This window comes from Escherichia sp. Marseille-Q3837, assembly GCF_916618735.1.
GTDB lineage: Bacteria > Pseudomonadota > Gammaproteobacteria > Enterobacterales > Enterobacteriaceae > Escherichia > Escherichia ruysiae.
The window spans coordinates 1,870,127-1,888,449 of sequence record NZ_CAKAKC010000001.1 but is presented as its reverse complement, the minus strand read 5'-3'; the positions used below and the strand labels follow the sequence as shown (position 1 = coordinate 1,888,449).

At 51.4% G+C, this 18,323-nt stretch carries 12 protein-coding genes; 10 read left to right on the top strand and 2 right to left on the bottom strand.

Annotated features, from left to right (window positions below):
- Nucleotides 1-315 precede the first annotated feature (315 nt).
- From ygeW to arcC, 5 genes are read left to right on the top strand one after another with little or no spacing between them, the layout of a single operon-like run.
- The gene (gene ygeW / locus LG381_RS08825) at nucleotides 316-1,503 is read left to right on the top strand and encodes a knotted carbamoyltransferase YgeW (protein WP_000859787.1); all 1,188 of its coding nucleotides are present in this window, start codon (nucleotides 316-318) and stop codon (nucleotides 1,501-1,503) included.
- Nucleotides 1,504-1,560: 57 nt separating this feature from the next.
- Nucleotides 1,561-2,757 carry a diaminopropionate ammonia-lyase gene (gene dpaL / locus LG381_RS08820; protein ID WP_000110494.1) on the top strand — a complete coding sequence of 399 codons (1,197 nt, stop codon included), beginning with the start codon at nucleotides 1,561-1,563 and terminating at the stop codon, nucleotides 2,755-2,757.
- A gap of 56 nt (nucleotides 2,758-2,813) precedes the next feature.
- The gene (locus tag LG381_RS08815) at nucleotides 2,814-4,025 is read left to right on the top strand and encodes a YgeY family selenium metabolism-linked hydrolase (protein WP_001107129.1); all 1,212 of its coding nucleotides are present in this window, start codon (nucleotides 2,814-2,816) and stop codon (nucleotides 4,023-4,025) included.
- Nucleotides 4,026-4,077: 52 nt separating this feature from the next.
- Nucleotides 4,078-5,463 (top strand): D-phenylhydantoinase, encoded by a 1,386-nt coding sequence (gene hyuA, locus LG381_RS08810; protein ID WP_032226517.1) that lies wholly within the window; start codon nucleotides 4,078-4,080, stop codon nucleotides 5,461-5,463.
- Between the two features lie 47 nt (nucleotides 5,464-5,510).
- Nucleotides 5,511-6,443, top strand: a complete 933-nt coding sequence (gene arcC / locus LG381_RS08805; RefSeq protein ID WP_225762297.1) for a carbamate kinase — start codon at nucleotides 5,511-5,513, stop codon at nucleotides 6,441-6,443.
- Between the two features lie 176 nt (nucleotides 6,444-6,619).
- Here arcC and yqeB read toward each other — a convergent pair whose 3' ends face one another.
- Both yqeB and yqeC read right to left on the bottom strand, forming a co-directional pair.
- Entirely contained in the window at nucleotides 6,620-8,245 is a 1,626-nt protein-coding gene (gene yqeB / locus LG381_RS08800) for a selenium-dependent molybdenum cofactor biosynthesis protein YqeB (protein ID WP_225762296.1), read from the bottom strand.
- Between the two features lie 47 nt (nucleotides 8,246-8,292).
- Complete coding sequence (yqeC, locus tag LG381_RS08795) at nucleotides 8,293-9,063, bottom strand: selenium cofactor biosynthesis protein YqeC (protein WP_225762295.1); 771 nt, start codon at nucleotides 9,061-9,063, stop codon at nucleotides 8,293-8,295.
- A 104-nt stretch (nucleotides 9,064-9,167) separates the two neighbouring features.
- Between yqeC and mocA the strand changes: the two genes are divergently transcribed.
- The 5 genes from mocA (at nucleotide 9,168) to LG381_RS08770 (ending at nucleotide 18,195) form a co-directional block, all read left to right on the top strand.
- A complete protein-coding gene (gene mocA / locus LG381_RS08790; protein WP_105280254.1) occupies nucleotides 9,168-9,746 on the top strand; it encodes a molybdenum cofactor cytidylyltransferase in 579 nt (192 codons plus the stop codon).
- A 322-nt stretch (nucleotides 9,747-10,068) separates the two neighbouring features.
- On the top strand, nucleotides 10,069-13,167 hold the full coding sequence (ygfK, locus tag LG381_RS08785) for a putative selenate reductase subunit YgfK (protein WP_225762294.1): 3,099 nt from the start codon (nucleotides 10,069-10,071) through the stop codon (nucleotides 13,165-13,167).
- Between the two features lie 2 nt (nucleotides 13,168-13,169).
- A complete protein-coding gene (gene ssnA, locus LG381_RS08780; RefSeq protein ID WP_175118802.1) occupies nucleotides 13,170-14,498 on the top strand; it encodes a putative aminohydrolase SsnA in 1,329 nt (442 codons plus the stop codon).
- A 50-nt stretch (nucleotides 14,499-14,548) separates the two neighbouring features.
- Nucleotides 14,549-15,328: a molybdopterin-dependent oxidoreductase FAD-binding subunit gene (gene ygfM / locus LG381_RS08775; protein WP_225762293.1), complete on the top strand. Its 780-nt coding sequence runs from the start codon at nucleotides 14,549-14,551 to the stop codon at nucleotides 15,326-15,328.
- Nucleotides 15,325-18,195 (top strand): molybdopterin-dependent oxidoreductase Mo/Fe-S-binding subunit, encoded by a 2,871-nt coding sequence (locus LG381_RS08770; RefSeq protein ID WP_225762292.1) that lies wholly within the window; start codon nucleotides 15,325-15,327, stop codon nucleotides 18,193-18,195. The genes ygfM and LG381_RS08770 overlap by 4 nt, the downstream gene beginning before the upstream one ends.
- Nucleotides 18,196-18,323: the final 128 nt, after the last annotated feature.

Genomic DNA, 18,323 nt, shown 5'->3' with positions numbered 1-18,323 from the left:
GAGAATTACAGGACTGCATTTATCAAACTGACGACAATTCTCCTCTCCCTTATATCTTATTTATGATACTTAGCAGCAAATAAATAACGGCAGAAAAAAAGCCAATCGTTTCCGTATATTTTTATGCTCTATAGTGCAATGTTAATTTGTGATCAGCCCCACATATTATCCGTCAAATTACTCTTTCGCAGCCGCGTGAATAATTCTGGCACACTTATTGTTAGTCCCAGGTATAGCTGTGAAAACACCAATCACTTTGGCAAGTCACAGTGAAATAAACCACTTTGCCTGTCATTCCACTATCGGGACTTTATGATGAAAACTGTTAATGAGCTGATTAAGGATATCAATTCGCTGACCTCTCACCTTCACGAGAAAGATTTTTTGTTAACGTGGGAACAGACGCCAGATGAACTGAAACAAGTACTGGACGTTGCCGCAGCGTTAAAAGCACTGCGTGCTGAAAACATCTCGACCAAAGTCTTTAATAGTGGATTAGGTATTTCCGTATTCCGCGACAACTCTACTCGTACCCGCTTCTCTTATGCTTCCGCGCTTAACCTGCTCGGTCTGGCACAGCAAGACCTTGATGAAGGTAAATCACAAATCGCTCACGGCGAAACCGTTCGCGAAACCGCTAATATGATCTCTTTCTGCGCCGACGCTATCGGTATTCGTGACGATATGTATCTGGGTGCAGGTAACGCCTATATGCGTGAAGTTGGCGCTGCACTCGACGACGGCTACAAACAGGGCGTGCTGCCGCAGCGTCCGGCTTTAGTGAACCTACAATGCGATATCGACCACCCAACGCAGTCGATGGCTGACCTGGCATGGTTGCGTGAACACTTTGGTTCGCTGGAAAACCTGAAAGGTAAAAAAATCGCCATGACCTGGGCCTATTCACCAAGCTATGGCAAACCGCTCTCTGTACCGCAAGGCATCATCGGTCTGATGACCCGCTTCGGTATGGATGTCACCCTGGCTCATCCGGAAGGTTACGACCTGATCCCGGATGTCGTTGAAGTGGCGAAAAACAATGCTAAAGCATCCGGCGGCAGCTTCCGTCAGGTCACCAGCATGGAAGAAGCGTTTAAAGATGCAGACATCGTTTATCCGAAGTCATGGGCACCTTATAAAGTGATGGAAGAGCGTACTGAACTGCTGCGCGCTAACGATCACGAAGGCCTTAAAGCTCTGGAAAAACAGTGCCTGGCGCAGAACGCGCAACACAAAGACTGGCATTGTACTGAAGAGATGATGGAGCTGACCCGTGATGGCGAAGCCCTGTATATGCACTGCCTGCCGGCCGATATCAGCGGCGTATCCTGTAAAGAAGGTGAAGTCACTGAAGGTGTATTCGAAAAATACCGTATCGCGACCTACAAAGAAGCCAGCTGGAAGCCTTATATCATCGCCGCGATGATCCTGTCCCGTAAATACGCCAAACCGGGTGCACTGCTCGAACAACTGCTGAAAGAAGCGCAAGAACGCGTGAAATAACCCCTCGGGCCGATCGACAGATCGGCTCTCTATTTACAGAGGCCAAAAGGATAGGATATGTCCGTTTTCTCATTGAAGATTGATATCGCCGATAACAAATTTTTCAACGGCGAAACATCACCGCTCTTTTCGCAAAGCCAGGCAAAACTGGCGCGCCAGTTCCATCAGAAGATTGCTGGCTATCGCCCAACACCGCTTTGTGCGCTGGACGATCTCGCAAACCTTTTTGGTGTGAAGAAAATTCTCGTTAAGGACGAATCAAAACGATTCGGTCTGAACGCCTTCAAGATGCTCGGCGGTGCATATGCCATCGCTCAGTTACTGTGCGAAAAATATCATCTTGATATCGAAACGCTGTCATTTGAACACCTGAAAAATGCTATCGGCGAAAAAATGACCTTTGCGACCACCACCGACGGCAACCACGGTCGCGGTGTCGCATGGGCAGCGCAGCAACTTGGGCAGAATGCGGTGATTTACATGCCGAAAGGCTCCGCTCAGGAACGCGTTGACGCCATTCTGAACCTCGGTGCCGAGTGCATCGTCACAGACATGAACTATGACGACACCGTTCGCCTGACCATGCAACACGCACAGCAGCACGGCTGGGAGGTGGTGCAGGATACCGCCTGGGAAGGCTACACCAAAATCCCAACCTGGATCATGCAGGGCTATGCCACGCTGGCAGATGAAGCCGTCGAGCAAATGCGTGAAATGGGCGTAACCCCAACGCACGTTCTGCTGCAAGCCGGCGTCGGCGCGATGGCTGGTGGTGTGTTGGGTTATCTGGTCGATGTCTACAGCCCGCAAAATCTGCACAGCATTATTGTTGAACCGGACAAAGCTGACTGTATTTATCGCTCTGGCGTCAAAGGCGACATCGTCAACGTTGGCGGCGATATGGCGACGATCATGGCGGGCCTGGCCTGCGGCGAACCTAACCCGCTGGGCTGGGAAATCCTACGTAACTGCGCCACTCAATTCATCTCCTGCCAGGACAGCGTTGCCGCATTAGGTATGCGCGTGCTGGGTAATCCGTATGGCAACGATCCTCGCATCATCTCCGGTGAATCTGGCGCTGTCGGTTTGGGCGTTCTCGCGGCGGTTCATTATCACCCGCAACGACAAAGCCTGATGGAAAAACTGGCGCTGAACAAAGATGCCGTGGTGCTGGTTATCAGCACTGAAGGCGACACCGACGTGAAGCACTACCGCGAAGTTGTCTGGGAAGGCAAACACTCTGTAGCACCTTAATCACACTATTGGAACAGCTCCCCGCAAAACGGGGAGCAAAAAACTGGAGAAAAATAATGGCTAAGAATATTCCATTCAAACTGATTCTTGAAAAAGCAAAGGATTACCAGGCAGACATGACTCGCTTCCTGCGCGACATGGTTGCGATTCCCAGTGAAAGCTGTGACGAAAAACGCGTAGTGCATCGTATTAAAGAAGAGATGGAAAAAGTTGGTTTCGATAAAGTTGAAATCGACCCGATGGGCAACGTTCTCGGTTATATCGGCCACGGCCCGCGTCTGGTTGCGATGGATGCTCACATCGACACCGTCGGCATTGGCAACATCAAAAACTGGGAATTCGACCCGTACGAAGGTATGGAAACTGATGAGCTGATCGGTGGTCGCGGTACTTCCGACCAGGAAGGCGGCATGGCGTCTATGGTATATGCCGGTAAAATCATAAAAGACCTCGGTCTGGAAGATGAATATACCCTGCTGGTTACCGGTACGGTGCAGGAAGAAGACTGCGACGGTCTGTGCTGGCAGTACATTATTGAACAATCTGGCATTCGCCCGGAATTTGTGGTCAGTACTGAACCGACTGATTGCCAGGTATACCGTGGTCAGCGCGGTCGTATGGAAATTCGTATTGATGTTCAGGGCGTTAGCTGTCACGGTTCTGCGCCAGAACGCGGTGATAACGCCATTTTCAAAATGGGACCGATTCTTGGCGAATTACAAGAACTGTCCCAACGTCTGGGTTATGACGAATTCCTCGGCAAAGGTACGCTGACCGTTTCTGAAATTTTCTTTACCTCCCCAAGCCGTTGCGCTGTAGCAGACAGCTGCGCAGTTTCTATTGACCGTCGTCTGACCTGGGGTGAAACCTGGGAAGGCGCGCTGGACGAAATCCGCGCCCTGCCAGCAGTTCAAAAAGCGAATGCTGTCGTTTCTATGTACAACTATGACCGTCCGTCCTGGACTGGCCTGGTCTACCCAACCGAATGCTACTTCCCGACCTGGAAAGTGGAAGAAGATCACTTCACTGTTAAAGCCCTGGTGAATGCCTACGAAGGTCTGTTTGGCAAAGCGCCGGTCGTTGATAAGTGGACCTTCTCAACTAACGGCGTATCCATCATGGGTCGTCACGGCATTCCGGTGATCGGCTTTGGCCCAGGTAAAGAACCTGAAGCGCACGCGCCAAACGAAAAAACCTGGAAATCACACCTGGTGACCTGTGCCGCTATGTACGCTGCAATCCCGTTAAGCTGGCTGGCAACCGAATAATTATTCTTAACTTATTCCCCTCCGGTTCGCCGGAGGGTTTTTGGAGTTTGCTATGCGCGTATTGATCAAAAACGGCACTGTCGTGAACGCAGATGGACAAGCAAAGCAGGATTTGTTGATTGAAAGCGGGATTGTTCGCCAGTTGGGCACCAATATTTCGCCGCAGCTCCCTTATGAAGACATTGATGCCACTGGCTGTTACGTTTTCCCTGGCGGCGTGGATGTCCATACGCATTTTAATATTGATGTCGGCATTGCGCGCAGTTGTGATGATTTTTTTACCGGTACTCGCGCAGCCGCGTGTGGCGGTACAACAACCATTATTGACCATATGGGATTTGGCCCAAATGGCTGCCGGTTACGCCATCAACTGGAAGTTTATCGTGGCTATGCCGCCCATAAAGCGGTCATCGACTACAGCTTTCACGGTGTGATTCAGCACATTAATCACGCCATCCTCGACGAAATCCCGATGATGGTCGAGGAAGGGCTGAGCAGTTTTAAACTCTATTTAACCTATCAATATAAACTCAACGATGATGAAGTGTTGCAAGCATTACGCCGCTTGCATGAGTCTGGTGCCCTGACCACTGTGCACCCGGAAAATGACGCAGCTATCGCCAGCAAGCGGGCGGAGTTTATTGCCGCCGGGTTAACCGCGCCACGCTATCACGCCTTGAGTCGACCTCTGGAATGCGAAGCTGAAGCTATCGCCCGCATGATTAATCTGGCGCAACTTGCCGGCAACGCCCCACTCTATATCGTCCATCTGTCTAACGGCTTAGGTCTGGATTACCTGCGCCTTGCCCGCGCGAATCACCAGCCTGTCTGGGTTGAAACTTGTCCGCAATATCTTCTGCTGGACGAACGCAGTTACGATACAGAAGACGGAATGAAATTTATCCTTAGCCCACCGCTGCGCAATGTTCGCGAGCAGGACAAACTGTGGTGTGGCATCAGCGATGGTGCGATTGACGTGGTGGCGACCGATCATTGCACCTTCTCGATGGCTCAACGCCAGCAAATTTCTAAAGGCGATTTCAGTCGCTGCCCAAATGGCTTGCCCGGTGTGGAAAATCGTATGCAATTGCTGTTCTCCAGCGGCGTAATGACCGGACGTATCACACCGGAACGTTTTGTTGAGTTAACCAGCGCGATGCCCGCCAGGCTGTTTGGCCTGTGGCCGCAAAAAGGATTATTAGCGCCCGGTTCCGATGGCGACGTGGTGATTATCGACCCACGTCAGAGCCAACAAATTCAACATCGCCATCTCCACGACAACGCCGACTATTCGCCCTGGGAGGGCATTACCTGTCAGGGCGCAATTGTCAGAACGCTATCCCGTGGTGAAACGATTTTCTGCGACGGAGCCTTCACAGGCAAAGCCGGACGCGGTCGTTTCCTGCGACGCAAACCGTTTGTCCCTCCCGTGCTCTAACCACTACCAGGGATCTATACACAATTAAGAATGATGAGTGAGGAAAAATGAGTAAGAAAATTGTTCTCGCCCTCGGCGGGAATGCGCTGGGCGACGATCTGGCCGGACAAATGAAAGCGGTAAAAATTACGTCTCAGGCAATTGTTGATTTAATTGCGCAGGGACATGAAGTTATCGTCACTCATGGTAATGGGCCGCAGGTAGGCATGATTAACCAGGCATTCGAAGCTGCCGCAAAAACGGAAGCACACTCGCCGATGCTGCCAATGTCTGTCTGTGTCGCCTTAAGCCAGGGATACATTGGATACGATCTACAAAACGCCTTAAGGGAAGAGCTGCTTTCTCGTGGTATTAATAAACCTGTAGCAACGCTGGTTACTCAGGTCGAAGTCGACGCTAACGATCCGGCATTCCTCAATCCGACCAAACCGATCGGGTCGTTCTTTACCGAGCAGGAAGCCGAGCAACTGACAAAACAGGGTTACACCCTGAAAGAAGACGCGGGGCGTGGCTATCGTCGTGTAGTAGCCTCACCGAAGCCTGTTGATATTATTGAAAAAGAAACGGTTAAAGCTCTGGTAGAAGCAGGTCAGGTTGTGATCACCGTTGGCGGTGGCGGTATCCCTGTGATTCGTGAGGGTAACCATCTGCGCGGTGCCAGCGCGGTTATCGATAAAGACTGGGCCAGCGCCCGTCTGGCAGAAATGATCGATGCCGATATGCTGATCATTCTGACTGCGGTAGAAAAAGTGGCCATTAACTTCGGTAAAGAGAATGAGCAGTGGCTCGACCGCCTGTCATTGGCCGATGCAGAACGCTTTATCGAAGAAGGTCATTTTGCGAAAGGTTCTATGCTGCCGAAAGTAGAAGCTGCCGCCTCGTTTGCTCGCTCTCGCGCTGGTCGTGAAGCACTGATTACCGTATTGAGCAAAGCGAAAGAAGGGATTGAAGGCAAAACCGGAACGGTAATTCGTCAGTAATTTAAAGGTCGGATGGCGACGCCATCCGACCAGATATTGCTGACAAACTGGCTCAATCGCCAATGTTGGCACGGTTTTCCCCCTCTCTCCGAAGGGGCGAGGGGACTGTCCGAACTCTTTTTGGACTTTGTCATCAGTCTCAGGCCGGGCGGGTAATACCATCCGGCCGTTTTCATTTAAGCCACTTCCAGCACTTCTTCTGTCGCTTTAACGCCCTGATGCATCAACATCATTAACGCCTCAAGGACACCGCCGCCAATCGCCCTGGCTTTATCTGAAACACTGGTGAAATCGGCCGTTTCGCCACGAGGATCGATATCACCGATTTTAAAACCACCGACCACCGCCAGTCCGTCGTTCAACAAGCCACGCACCATCCCCGTCAACGGAGCTTTAATTTCATGCTCACCAATCCAGGCAATCACATCGCCCTCTTTCACCAGATCGCCTAATTTCACATTGGATCGCATAATGCCTGCCGCCGGAGCACGGATCACACGTCGGGTGGTGTGCCCCATGATATTACCGGGAACACCGGTATTCTCCTGTGCACAACCGGAGTAAATCACCTGACCGAGCCAGTGCCCGCGATTCGTTTCAATTACCGCATGGCAATCTTTCCCTGCGGTAAACCCCGGCCCAAGCGCGATCGTCACCGGTGCCATATCTGCACGCGTACCCAAATTCTGTTTCGCAAGAATAGCGTCCACAACGCAAAGCGGTTTCAGTTCATCAAGCAGTGAACAGGCAGGATCTACCATCACCGGGATGAATCCACGTTCGGTAAGTTTCATCGCCTCCGCAGAGCTGGTTGCCAGGCGGGCTGTGACGCCTTCGACCGTCATTTCGCCGTCGAACACGGCCTGGGCAAACGCCACGGTACAACGAATCACCGTTGGCTTTTCCACTTCCAGCATGATCACTTTGAACCCCGCATGATACAAGCGTAACGCCACACCACTGGCGATATCTCCCGCGCCGCGAATTACCACCAGTTGGTGTCCGGAAGGATGCGTAGGTTTCATCATCAGCCCACCCGGCGCGTTATTTTTCACCTGTAATATTTCTGCCAGCACGCTGATGGCGATCTCCTGCGGCGTTTCCGCACCTATGTTGTAACCAACCGGCGCGTGTAAACGGGCAATATGTTCTTCAGCCACGCCTTTCTCGCGCAATTGACGCAGGAAAAGCTGCACCTTGCGGCGACTTGCCAGCAAACCCAGCCATGCAATGGGCTGTTCAATGAGTTTATCGAGGGCTTCACGATCCTGATTATTCGTGGCAATCAGGACAAAATTATCAGGGCGAATCTCCAGTGCTTCTACTGCCGCGCCAAACGAATCGGCATGGAGAAGCGTAGTTGACGGCGGGAAAAGTTCAGGATTGAGGCTTTCGCGATAAATATCGGCAACGGCGATATCAAACCCTAATAGCGCAGCACTCTGGGCAATCGCCCGGTTGACATGCCCCGCGCCGATCAACACCAGACGTGGTCTCATACCATGCACGCTGATAAACACTGACATTGCGCCTCCGCAATCTGACCCGACAGCATCCACACCGTTACGAGCCATACGTCCATGGAATAATCGCGGCTTACGTTCCTGCAATGCCTGAAGCGACTCTTCAATCACCTTCCGCTCAACCATTCCACCACCAATTGTACCGACGATAGAACCATCGGCACGCACTAACATTTGTGCAGAATGGCGGGGAGTCGAGCCTCGGCTATCCACAATTTGCGCCATCGCAAACGGACAATTTTGCTCTTCGAGTTTTGCAGCCTCTGTGAAAATATTCATACCAACCTCAATGGATATCCTTTCAGTAACCCGGAATGCCCGAGCTGCTAATTCACAAATCTGCGCGCGATTGCAGGATCTTCTTGTATATCGCCCAGCCAGATTGCCTCTACGTCGTGTTGTTGCAGCGGTTTGAGTAGCTCGCTTTGCGCAATCGCATTCTCACATTGAGAAAAACGGTTAATGAACCAGACTCGCCGACAGCCTTGCGGTACGTTTTTAAACGCCCCCTGCGGATGGCGAACCAGCGCAACGAGATCGCTCAGCTGCAAGGTTGCATCAGGTGTTAACCCTGTAATCTCAGCGAACTGCGACCAGCGATGGACATTTTCAGCACCAACTTTAGTGCCCAAAATATGCCCTCCCATCACAGCAATCACGCAGCAACTGCTTTTAGGTATGCAAGGTTCGTGCTCATCTGGCGCTTTTAACGGCATTCCACGCGAGCCATCTGCCTCAATGAGAATTACGTCACATTCTGGTCGTTGCGCCAGTACATCAATGGTATCTGGCGTAAATCCCTGCGCTTTTCCCTGTTTCGCTTTGAAGCGGTGAAAACAAAATGCAATGGGGGATGTGAGAGACGCATGAGGAAGCATGGCGGGATCGCGACAGAAAACCACGGGCCAGTGAGACGTTGGTATAAACATATGTGTCGTCGTCGTGATTAACACGCGCCTGCCACTAGACTGAAGTAACTCTGCCAGCCAAAAAAGCAGACTGGTTTTCCCCCCTGCACCAACAACAGAAATGACTGCCGGAGCGTTCTGCACGCCTAAATCAATGAATAATGCTGATGGGTCAATTATACTTTTCACGAGTCTTCATAGACCTCTCTGGGATAAATTAGCCCACAAATTCATTAACCAGGAAGTAACGCAATTTTCAGGCGTTATTAACCGATATAAATAATGGAATCACTATGTCATCTATCGACTGTATAATTACCGCTGCTGGATTATCATCAAGAATGGGACAATGGAAAATGATGTTACCCTGGCAACAGGAAACAATTCTTGATGCAAGTATCAAAAACGCGTTGCAGTTTTGTAGTCGAATTATTTTAGTTACGGGTTTTCGCGCTAATGAACTGCACCATCGCTACGAGAACACTGGCAATATTACTCTTATTTATAATCCAGATTATGAGCAGGGCTTACTGACCTCGGTGAAGGCTGCGGCTCCCGAAGTGCAAACTGAACATTGCTTTATTACTCATGGTGACATGCCAAGTCTTAATGCCAATATATTTAATAAAATCTGGAAGTTACGCAACAACGGTGCAATTCTCCCACTCCACAATGGTATCCCTGGTCATCCCATTTTAATCTCAAAATCGAGTCTGATGCAGGCTATCCAACGTCCCAACGTGGCCAATATGCGTCAGGCATTGCAAATGGGTGAACATTATTCCGTCGAAATAGAAGATGAAGAAATAATTTTAGATATTGATACCCCCGAGGACTTTATTAATGCACAAAAGTGGCATACTGAATTTTAGAAAATCAGGTTAAACGATTGCGTTCAAATATTCATTCCGCTCAGTACCCTTTTATCATAATGATAAGGAGCCACTGATTTTGAGAAATGAGAAAAAATGATAAAACCCCTGGTAATAATAACTCTCAGTAGTGATTTTAATTCTCATTTAGCACCTGTGAGATCATTCACAAAAAAACATTAAGTTTCGAGGCGCCTCACATTTTTTTATATTTCCGAGCCAACCTGGCAATAGTGGTGCGATTGTTGCTCTGTCTCCTTAAACCACCGGATTTATCAATACCGGTCACTCAATGATATCTGTATAAGCTAAGGAGAGGGTTATGGGGGATATTATGCGTCCCATTCCGTTTGAGGAACTTTTGACGCGCATATTTGATGAATACCAACAACAACGCTCAATCTTTGGTATTCCTGAGCAACAGTTTTACTCACCCGTAAAAGGTAAAACTGTTAGCGTCTTCGGTGAAACCTGTGCCACCCCCGTCGGCCCTGCCGCTGGTCCGCACACGCAACTCGCGCAAAACATCGTCACTTCCTGGCTGACTGGCGGACGCTTTATCGAACTAAAAACCGTCCAAATTCTTGACCGCCTGGAGCTGGAAAAGCCCTGTATCGATGCCGAAGACGAATGCTTTAACACCGAATGGTCAACCGAATTTACCCTGCTTAAAGCCTGGGATGAATACCTCAAAGCCTGGTTTGCCCTGCATCTTCTCGAAGCCATGTTCCAGCCTTCTGATTCTGGTAAATCGTTTATCTTTAATATGAGCGTCGGTTACAACCTCGAAGGCATTAAGCAGCCGCCGATGCAGCAGTTCATCGACAATATGATGGACGCATCTGACCATCCGAAATTCGCTCAATACCGCGATACGCTGAATAAAATCCTCCACGATGACGCATTTTTAGCCCGCCACGGATTGCAGGAAAAACGTGAAAGCTTGCAGGCCTTAGCAGCCCGTATCCCCACCAGCATGGTACAAGGCGTTACCCTCTCCACCATGCACGGCTGCCCTCCGCATGAAATCGAAGCCATTTGCCGCTACATGCTGGAAGAAAAAGAGCTGAACACCTTTGTGAAACTCAATCCGACCTTACTGGGGTACGCGCGTGTTCGTGAGATTCTTGATGGATGTGGATTCGATTACATCGGCTTAAAAGAAGAGTCATTTGATCACGACCTCAAGCTAACGCAGGCGCTGGAAATGCTGGAACGCCTGATGGCGCTGGCAAAAGAAAAATCACTCGGCTTTGGCGTCAAACTGACTAACACTCTCGGCACCATCAATAACAAAGGCGCACTGCCTGGTGAAGAGATGTATATGTCCGGCCGTGCACTGTTCCCGCTCTCTATCAATGTCGCGGCAGTTCTGTCCCGTGCCTTTGACGGCAAACTGCCAATTTCCTATTCCGGTGGTGCCAGCCAGCTGACTATCCGCGATATTTTCGATACTGGCATTCGCCCTATCACCATGGCAACCGACTTACTGAAACCCGGCGGCTATTTGCGTTTAAGTGCCTGTATGCGCGAGCTGGAAGGCTCCGACGCCTGGGGACTTGACCACGTTGACGTGGAACGACTGAGCAAGCTGGCCGCAGATGCGCTGACCATGGAGTACACCCAGAAACACTGGAAGCCAGAAGAGCGTATAGAAGTGGCAGAAGACCTGCCGCTGACCGACTGCTACGTTGCCCCCTGTGTCACTGCCTGCGCCATCAAACAGGATATTCCGGAATACATTCGTCTGCTTGGCGAACATCGCTATGCCGACGCGCTGGAACTCATCTACCAACGTAATGCCCTGCCCGCCATTACTGGTCACATTTGCGATCACCAGTGCCAGTACAACTGTACCCGCCTGGATTACGACAGTGCGCTGAATATCCGCGAACTGAAAAAAGTCGCGCTGGAAAAAGGCTGGGATGAATATAAGCAACGCTGGCACAAACCAGCGGGTTCCGGTTCTCGCCATCCGGTTGCCGTCATTGGCGCAGGTCCGGCGGGTCTGGCAGCAGGCTACTTCCTTGCCAGAGCGGGCCATCCGGTGACGCTATTTGAACGCGAAGCTAACGCCGGCGGCGTGGTGAAAAATATCATTCCACAGTTCCGTATTCCTGCTGAGTTGATTCAGCACGATATCGATTTTGTTGCCGACCACGGCGTGAAATTTGAGTATGGCTGTTCACCGGATCTGACCGTCGAACAGTTAAAAAATCAGGGCTTCCACTATGTTCTGATTGCCACCGGCACCGATAAAAACAGCGGTGTGAAGCTGGCGGGCAACAACCAGAATGTCTGGAAATCGCTCCCCTTCCTGCGCGAGTACAACAAAGGCGCAGTGCTCAACTTGGGTAAACATGTGGTGATTGTCGGTGCGGGTAACACCGCAATGGACTGCGCCCGTGCGGCGTTACGCGTTCCGGGCGTTGAAAAAGCGACTGTCGTTTACCGTCGTTCACTACAAGAGATGCCAGCATGGCGCGAAGAGTATGAAGAAGCACGACACGATGGCGTAGAGTTCCGTTTCCTCAATAACCCAGAACGTTTCGATGCGGATGGCACCTTAACGTTGCGCGTTATGTCGCTTGGCGAACCCGATGAGAAAGGCCGTCGCCGTCCGGTTGAAACCAACGAAACAGTAACGCTACACGTAGACAGCCTGATCACCGCCATTGGCGAACAGCAGGATACCGAAGCCCTGAACGCAATGGGCGTGCCGCTGGACAAAAACGGCTGGCCTGATGTCGACCATAACGGCGAAACTCGTCTGACTGACGTCTTTATGATTGGTGACGTACAGCGCGGCCCGTCCTCTATTGTCGCGGCTGTCGGAACGGCTCGACGAGCCACCGATGCCATCCTTAGTCGAGAAAATATCCGCTCCCACCAGAGCGATAAATACTGGAACAACGTCAACCCGGCGGAAATCTACCAACGTAAAGGCGATATCTCTGTCACCCTGGTGAACAGTGACGATCGTGACGCGTTTGTCGCCCAGGAAGCCGCTCGCTGCCTTGAATGTAACTACGTTTGCAGCAAGTGTGTGGATGTCTGCCCGAACCGCGCCAACGTCTCAATTGCCGTCCCTGGCTTCCAGAACCGTTTCCAGACGCTGCACCTCGACGCTTACTGTAACGAATGCGGCAACTGCGCTCAGTTCTGCCCGTGGAACGGTAAACCGTACAAAGACAAAATCACCGTCTTTAGTCTGTCGCAAGACTTTGATAACAGCAGCAACCCAGGCTTCCTGGTGGAAGATGATCGTGTGCGTGTACGTCTGAATAACCAAAGCTGGGTGCTGAATATCAATAGCGAAGGTCAGTTCGACAACGTACCGCCAGAGCTGAACGATATGTGCCGCATCATTAGCCATGTCCACCAGCATCATCATTATCTGCTGAGCCGCGTGGAGGTGTAATCATGTTGATTCTGAAGAATGTCACCGCAGTACAGTTACACCCGGCAAAAGTGCAGGAAGGCGTCGATATCGCCATCGAAAATGATGTGATTGTCGCGATCGGCGATGCTCTGACGCAGCGTTATCCTGACGCCAGCTACAAAGAGATGCATGGCCGGATTGTGATGCCTGGGATTGTCTGCTCACACAACCATTTTTACTCGGGACTTTCGCGCGGAATTATGGCGAACATCGCTCCCTGCCCGGATTTCATCTCAACGCTGAAAAATCTTTGGTGGCGGCTCGATCGTGCCCTTGATGAAGAGTCGCTCTATTACAGCGGGCTGATTTGTTCACTCGAAGCAATCAAGAGCGGATGCACGTCGGTTATCGATCACCATGCGTCCCCGGCTTATATCGGCGGGTCGCTCTCGACGCTGCGCAACGCATTTTTAAAAGTTGGCCTGCGTGCGATGACCTGTTTTGAAACCACTGACCGTAACAACGGCATCACAGAGTTACAGGAAGGTGTAGAAGAAAACATCCGTTTCGCCCGTCAGATTGACGACGCAAAGAAAGTAGCTACCGAGCCATATCTGGTGGAAGCGCATATTGGTGCTCACGCGCCGTTTACCGTGCCGGATGCCGGTCTGGAAATGCTGCGCGAAGCCGTAAAAGCCACCGGACGTGGTTTACACATTCACGCTGCTGAAGACCTTTACGACGTTTCTCACAGTCACCACTGGTACGGCAAAGATCTGCTGGCACGACTGGCGCAATTCGATCTTATCGACAGCAAAACGCTGGTCGCCCACGGCCTGTATCTGTCGAAAGAGGATATCGCCCTGCTTAATCAGCATGACGCGTTCCTGGTACATAACGCCCGCTCCAACATGAATAACCATGTTGGTTACAACCATCATCTTAGCGATATCCGCAATCTGGCACTGGGAACCGACGGTATCGGTTCAGACATGTTTGAAGAGATGAAATTCGCCTTCTTTAAACATCGTGACGCTGGTGGTTCGCTGTGGCCTGACAGTTTTGCCAAAGCCCTGACTAACGGCAACGAACTAATGAGTCGCAACTTTGGTGCGAAATTCGGCCTGCTGGAAGCAGGTTATAAAGCCGATTTAACCATTTGCGATTACACCTCGCCAACGCCGTTGCTGGCGGACAATATCGCCGGTCATATCGCTTTCGGCATGGGTTCAGGCAGCGTTCACAGCGTGATGGTCAACGGTGTGATGGTCTATGAAGACCGTCAGTTTAACTTCGATTGCGATTCCATTTATGCGCAAGCCAGAAAAGCCGCCGCCGGTATGTGGCGTCGGATGGATGCGCTGGCATAAATGACAGATACCCTCTTCCTTCAAGGAAGAGGGTTAAATAAGGAAAGAAGATGATTGAACAATTTTTCAGACCCGACTCTGTCGAACAGGCGCTGGAACTGAAGCGCCGCTTCCAGGATGAAGCCGTCTGGTTTGCCGGGGGCAGCAAACTCAACGCCACACCAACCCGTACCGATAAAAAGATTGCCATTTCCTTACAGGATCTGGAACTGGACTGGGTTGACTGGGATAACGGCGCATTGCGTATTGGCGCAATGTCTCGCTTGCAGCCACTGCGTGATGCACGATTTATTCCTGCAGCACTGCGTGAAGCCCTCGGCTTTGTCTACTCTCGCCATGTACGGAATCAGTCCACCATTGGTGGCGAAATCGCCGCCCAACAGGAAGAGTCCGTACTGCTTCCGGTGCTGCTGGCGCTGGATGCTGAACTGGTCTTTGGCAACGGCGAAACGCTATCAATCGAGGACTACCTGTCCTGCCCATGCGATCGTCTGCTGACGGAAATCATCATTAAAGATCCGTATCGCACCTGCGCGACTCGCAAAATTAGCCGTTCCCAGGCTGGGTTAACGGTAGTGACTGCGGCTGTTGCATTAACCGACCACGACGGTATGCGAATTGCGCTGGATGGCGTCGCCAGTAAAGCACTGCGTCTGCACGATGTCGAAAAACAAAATCTGGAAGGCAATGCACTGGAACAGGCCGTCGCCAACGCCATTTTCCCGCAGGAAGATTTGCGGGGCAGCGTGGCCTATAAACGCTATATCACGGGAGTTCTGGTAGCCGACCTGTATGCCGACTGCCAACAGGCTGGGGAGGAAGCCGTATGATTATTCACTTTACTTTAAATGGCGCGCCCCAGGCATTAACCGTTAATCCTGGCGAAAACGTGCAAAAGCTGTTGTTTAACATGGGAATGCACTCTGTACGCAACAGTGATGATGGTTTCGGTTTTGCCGGTTCTGACGCAATTATCTTTAACGGTAATATCGTCAACGCATCCCTGCTTATTGCCGCACAGTTAGAAAAAGCAGACATTCGTACCGCAGAATCACTGGGCAAATGGAACGAATTAAGTCTGGTTCAACAAGCAATGGTTGATGTCGGCGTGGTGCAGTCCGGTTATAACGATCCGGCTGCGGCTCTGATTATTACCGATCTTCTTGATCGCATCGCCGCACCTACCCGCGAAGAGATCGACGACGCGCTTTCTGGTCTGTTCAGCCGCGATGCAGGCTGGCAGCAATACTACCAGGTCGTTGAACTGGCGGTTGCACGTAAAAATAACCCACAGGCCACGATTGATATCGCCCCGACTTTCCGCGATGACCTTGAAGTCATTGGTAAGCACTATCCTAAAACTGATGCCGCGAAAATGGTGCAGGCGAAACCCTGCTATGTTGAAGACCGCGTAACGGCTGACGCCTGCGTCATTAAAATGTTACGTAGCCCACACGCTCACGCACTGATTACTCATCTGGATGTCAGCAAAGCCGAGGCTTTACCGGGCGTTGTTCACGTTATTACTCACCTGAATTGCCCGGACATCTACTACACCCCTGGTGGTCAGAGCGCACCGGAACCGTCACCACTTGACCGCCGCATGTTCGGCAAGAAAATGCGTCATGTCGGCGATCGCGTTGCTGCGGTCGTTGCTGAAAGTGAAGAAATTGCGCTCGAAGCACTGAAGCTCATCGACGTTGAATATGAAGTGCTTAAACCGGTAATGTCGATCGACGAAGCAATGGCGGAAGATGCACCTGTCGTGCACGATGAACCGGTGGTGTATGTCGCTGGTGCACCAGATACTCTGGAAGATGACAACAGTCATGCAGCCCAGCGCGGCGAGCATATGATCATTAACTTCCCTATCGGTTCTCGCCCACGCAAAAATATCGCCGCCAGTATTCATGGTCATATTGGCGATATGGATAAAGGCTTCGCCGATGCCGATGTGATCATTGAGCGAACCTATAACTCAACTCAGGCGCAGCAATGCCCGACTGAAACACATATCTGCTTTACCCGCATGGATGGCGATCGGCTGGTTATTCACGCCTCCACTCAAGTACCGTGGCACTTACGCCGCCAGGTTGCGCGCCTTGTAGGTATGAAACAACATAAAGTTCATGTCATTAAAGAACGCGTAGGCGGCGGTTTTGGTTCCAAACAGGACATCCTGCTGGAAGAAGTGTGCGCCTGGGCAACCTGCGTGACCGGGCGTCCGGTGCTGTTCCGCTACACCCGTGAAGAAGAGTTTATTGCCAACACTTCTCGTCACGTCGCGAAAGTCACCGTCAAACTGGGGGCGAAAAAAGATGGTCGCCTGACGGCAGTGAAGATGGATTTCCGCGCCAACACAGGCCCTTACGGCAACCATTCACTCACCGTACCGTGTAACGGGCCGGCTCTGTCGCTGCCGTTATATCCGTGCGATAACGTCGATTTCCAGGTCACCACCTACTACAGCAACATTTGTCCAAATGGTGCTTATCAGGGTTATGGCGCACCGAAAGGTAACTTCGCGATCACCATGGCATTAGCGGAACTGGCTGAACAGTTACAGATCGACCAACTGGAAATTATCGAACGTAACCGGGTACACGAAGGGCAAGAGCTGAAAATTCTCGGTGCAATCGGTGAAGGTAAAGCGCCGACCTCCGTTCCTTCCGCCGCCAGCTGCGCACTGGAAGAGATCCTGCGTCAGGGTCGCGAGATGATCCAATGGTCGTCACCGAAACCGCAAAATGGTGACTGGCACATCGGTCGCGGCGTCGCCATTATCATGCAGAAATCGGGGATCCCGGATATCGATCAGGCTAACTGCATGATCAAACTGGAATCTGATGGCACCTTTATCGTTCACTCCGGTGGTGCGGATATCGGAACCGGCCTGGATACTGTGGTGACCAAACTGGCGGCAGAAGTGCTGCACTGCCCGCCGCAGGACGTGCATGTTATCTCCGGTGACACCGACCATGCGCTGTTTGATAAAGGCGCGTATGCCTCGTCCGGTACTTGTTTCTCAGGCAACGCGGCGCGTATGGCTGCGGAAAATCTGCGGGAGAAAATCCTGTTCCACGGTGCACAAATGTTGGGTGAGCCACTGGAAGATGTTCAACTGGCAACGCCGGGCGTCGTGCGCGGTAAGAAAGGCGAAGTGAGTTTCGGGGATATTGCCCATAAAGGCGAAACCGGTACTGGCTTTGGTTCGCTGGTGGGAACAGCCAGTTATATCACGCCTGATTTCGCCTTCCCGTATGGTGCAAACTTTGCTGAAGTTGCCGTCAACACGCGTACCGGTGAAATCCGCCTGGACAAATTCTACGCCCTGCTGGATTGCGGTACGCCGGTCAATCCGGAGTTAGCGTTGGGACAAATCTACGGCGCCACCCTGCGTGCTATCGGGCACAGTATGAGCGAAGAAATCATTTATGACGCCGAAGGTCACCCGTTAACCCGCGATTTACGCAGTTACGGCGCACCGAAAATTGGCGACATCCCACGTGATTTCCGTGCCGTACTGGTGCCGAGCGACGATAAAGTCGGCCCGTTCGGGGCGAAGTCCATCTCGGAAATTGGCGTAAATGGCGCAGCACCAGCAATTGCTACTGCAATTCACGATGCCTGCGGCATCTGGTTACGCGAATGGCATTTCACTCCGGAGAAAATACTCACCGCGCTGGAAAAAATATAAGTAATAAATGGCCGCTTCGGCGGCCTGGATTGCTGACAAATGCGAAATTGCCTGATGCGCTGCGCTTATCAGGCCTACATGTCGACTGCAATATATTGAGTTAGCATGATTTGGTAGGCGGATAAGGC

Coding starts and splice junctions, on each gene's coding strand:
- ssnA (WP_175118802.1), top strand. CDS start 13,170: ATGTTGATTCTGAAGAATGTCACCGCAGTACAGTTACACCCGGCAAAA.
- dpaL (WP_000110494.1), top strand. CDS start 1,561: ATGTCCGTTTTCTCATTGAAGATTGATATCGCCGATAACAAATTTTTC.
- arcC (WP_225762297.1), top strand. CDS start 5,511: ATGAGTAAGAAAATTGTTCTCGCCCTCGGCGGGAATGCGCTGGGCGAC.
- LG381_RS08815 (WP_001107129.1), top strand. CDS start 2,814: ATGGCTAAGAATATTCCATTCAAACTGATTCTTGAAAAAGCAAAGGAT.
- LG381_RS08770 (WP_225762292.1), top strand. CDS start 15,325: ATGATTATTCACTTTACTTTAAATGGCGCGCCCCAGGCATTAACCGTT.
- hyuA (WP_032226517.1), top strand. CDS start 4,078: ATGCGCGTATTGATCAAAAACGGCACTGTCGTGAACGCAGATGGACAA.
- ygfK (WP_225762294.1), top strand. CDS start 10,069: ATGGGGGATATTATGCGTCCCATTCCGTTTGAGGAACTTTTGACGCGC.
- ygfM (WP_225762293.1), top strand. CDS start 14,549: ATGATTGAACAATTTTTCAGACCCGACTCTGTCGAACAGGCGCTGGAA.
- yqeB (WP_225762296.1), bottom strand. CDS start 8,245: ATGAATATTTTCACAGAGGCTGCAAAACTCGAAGAGCAAAATTGTCCG.
- mocA (WP_105280254.1), top strand. CDS start 9,168: ATGTCATCTATCGACTGTATAATTACCGCTGCTGGATTATCATCAAGA.
- ygeW (WP_000859787.1), top strand. CDS start 316: ATGAAAACTGTTAATGAGCTGATTAAGGATATCAATTCGCTGACCTCT.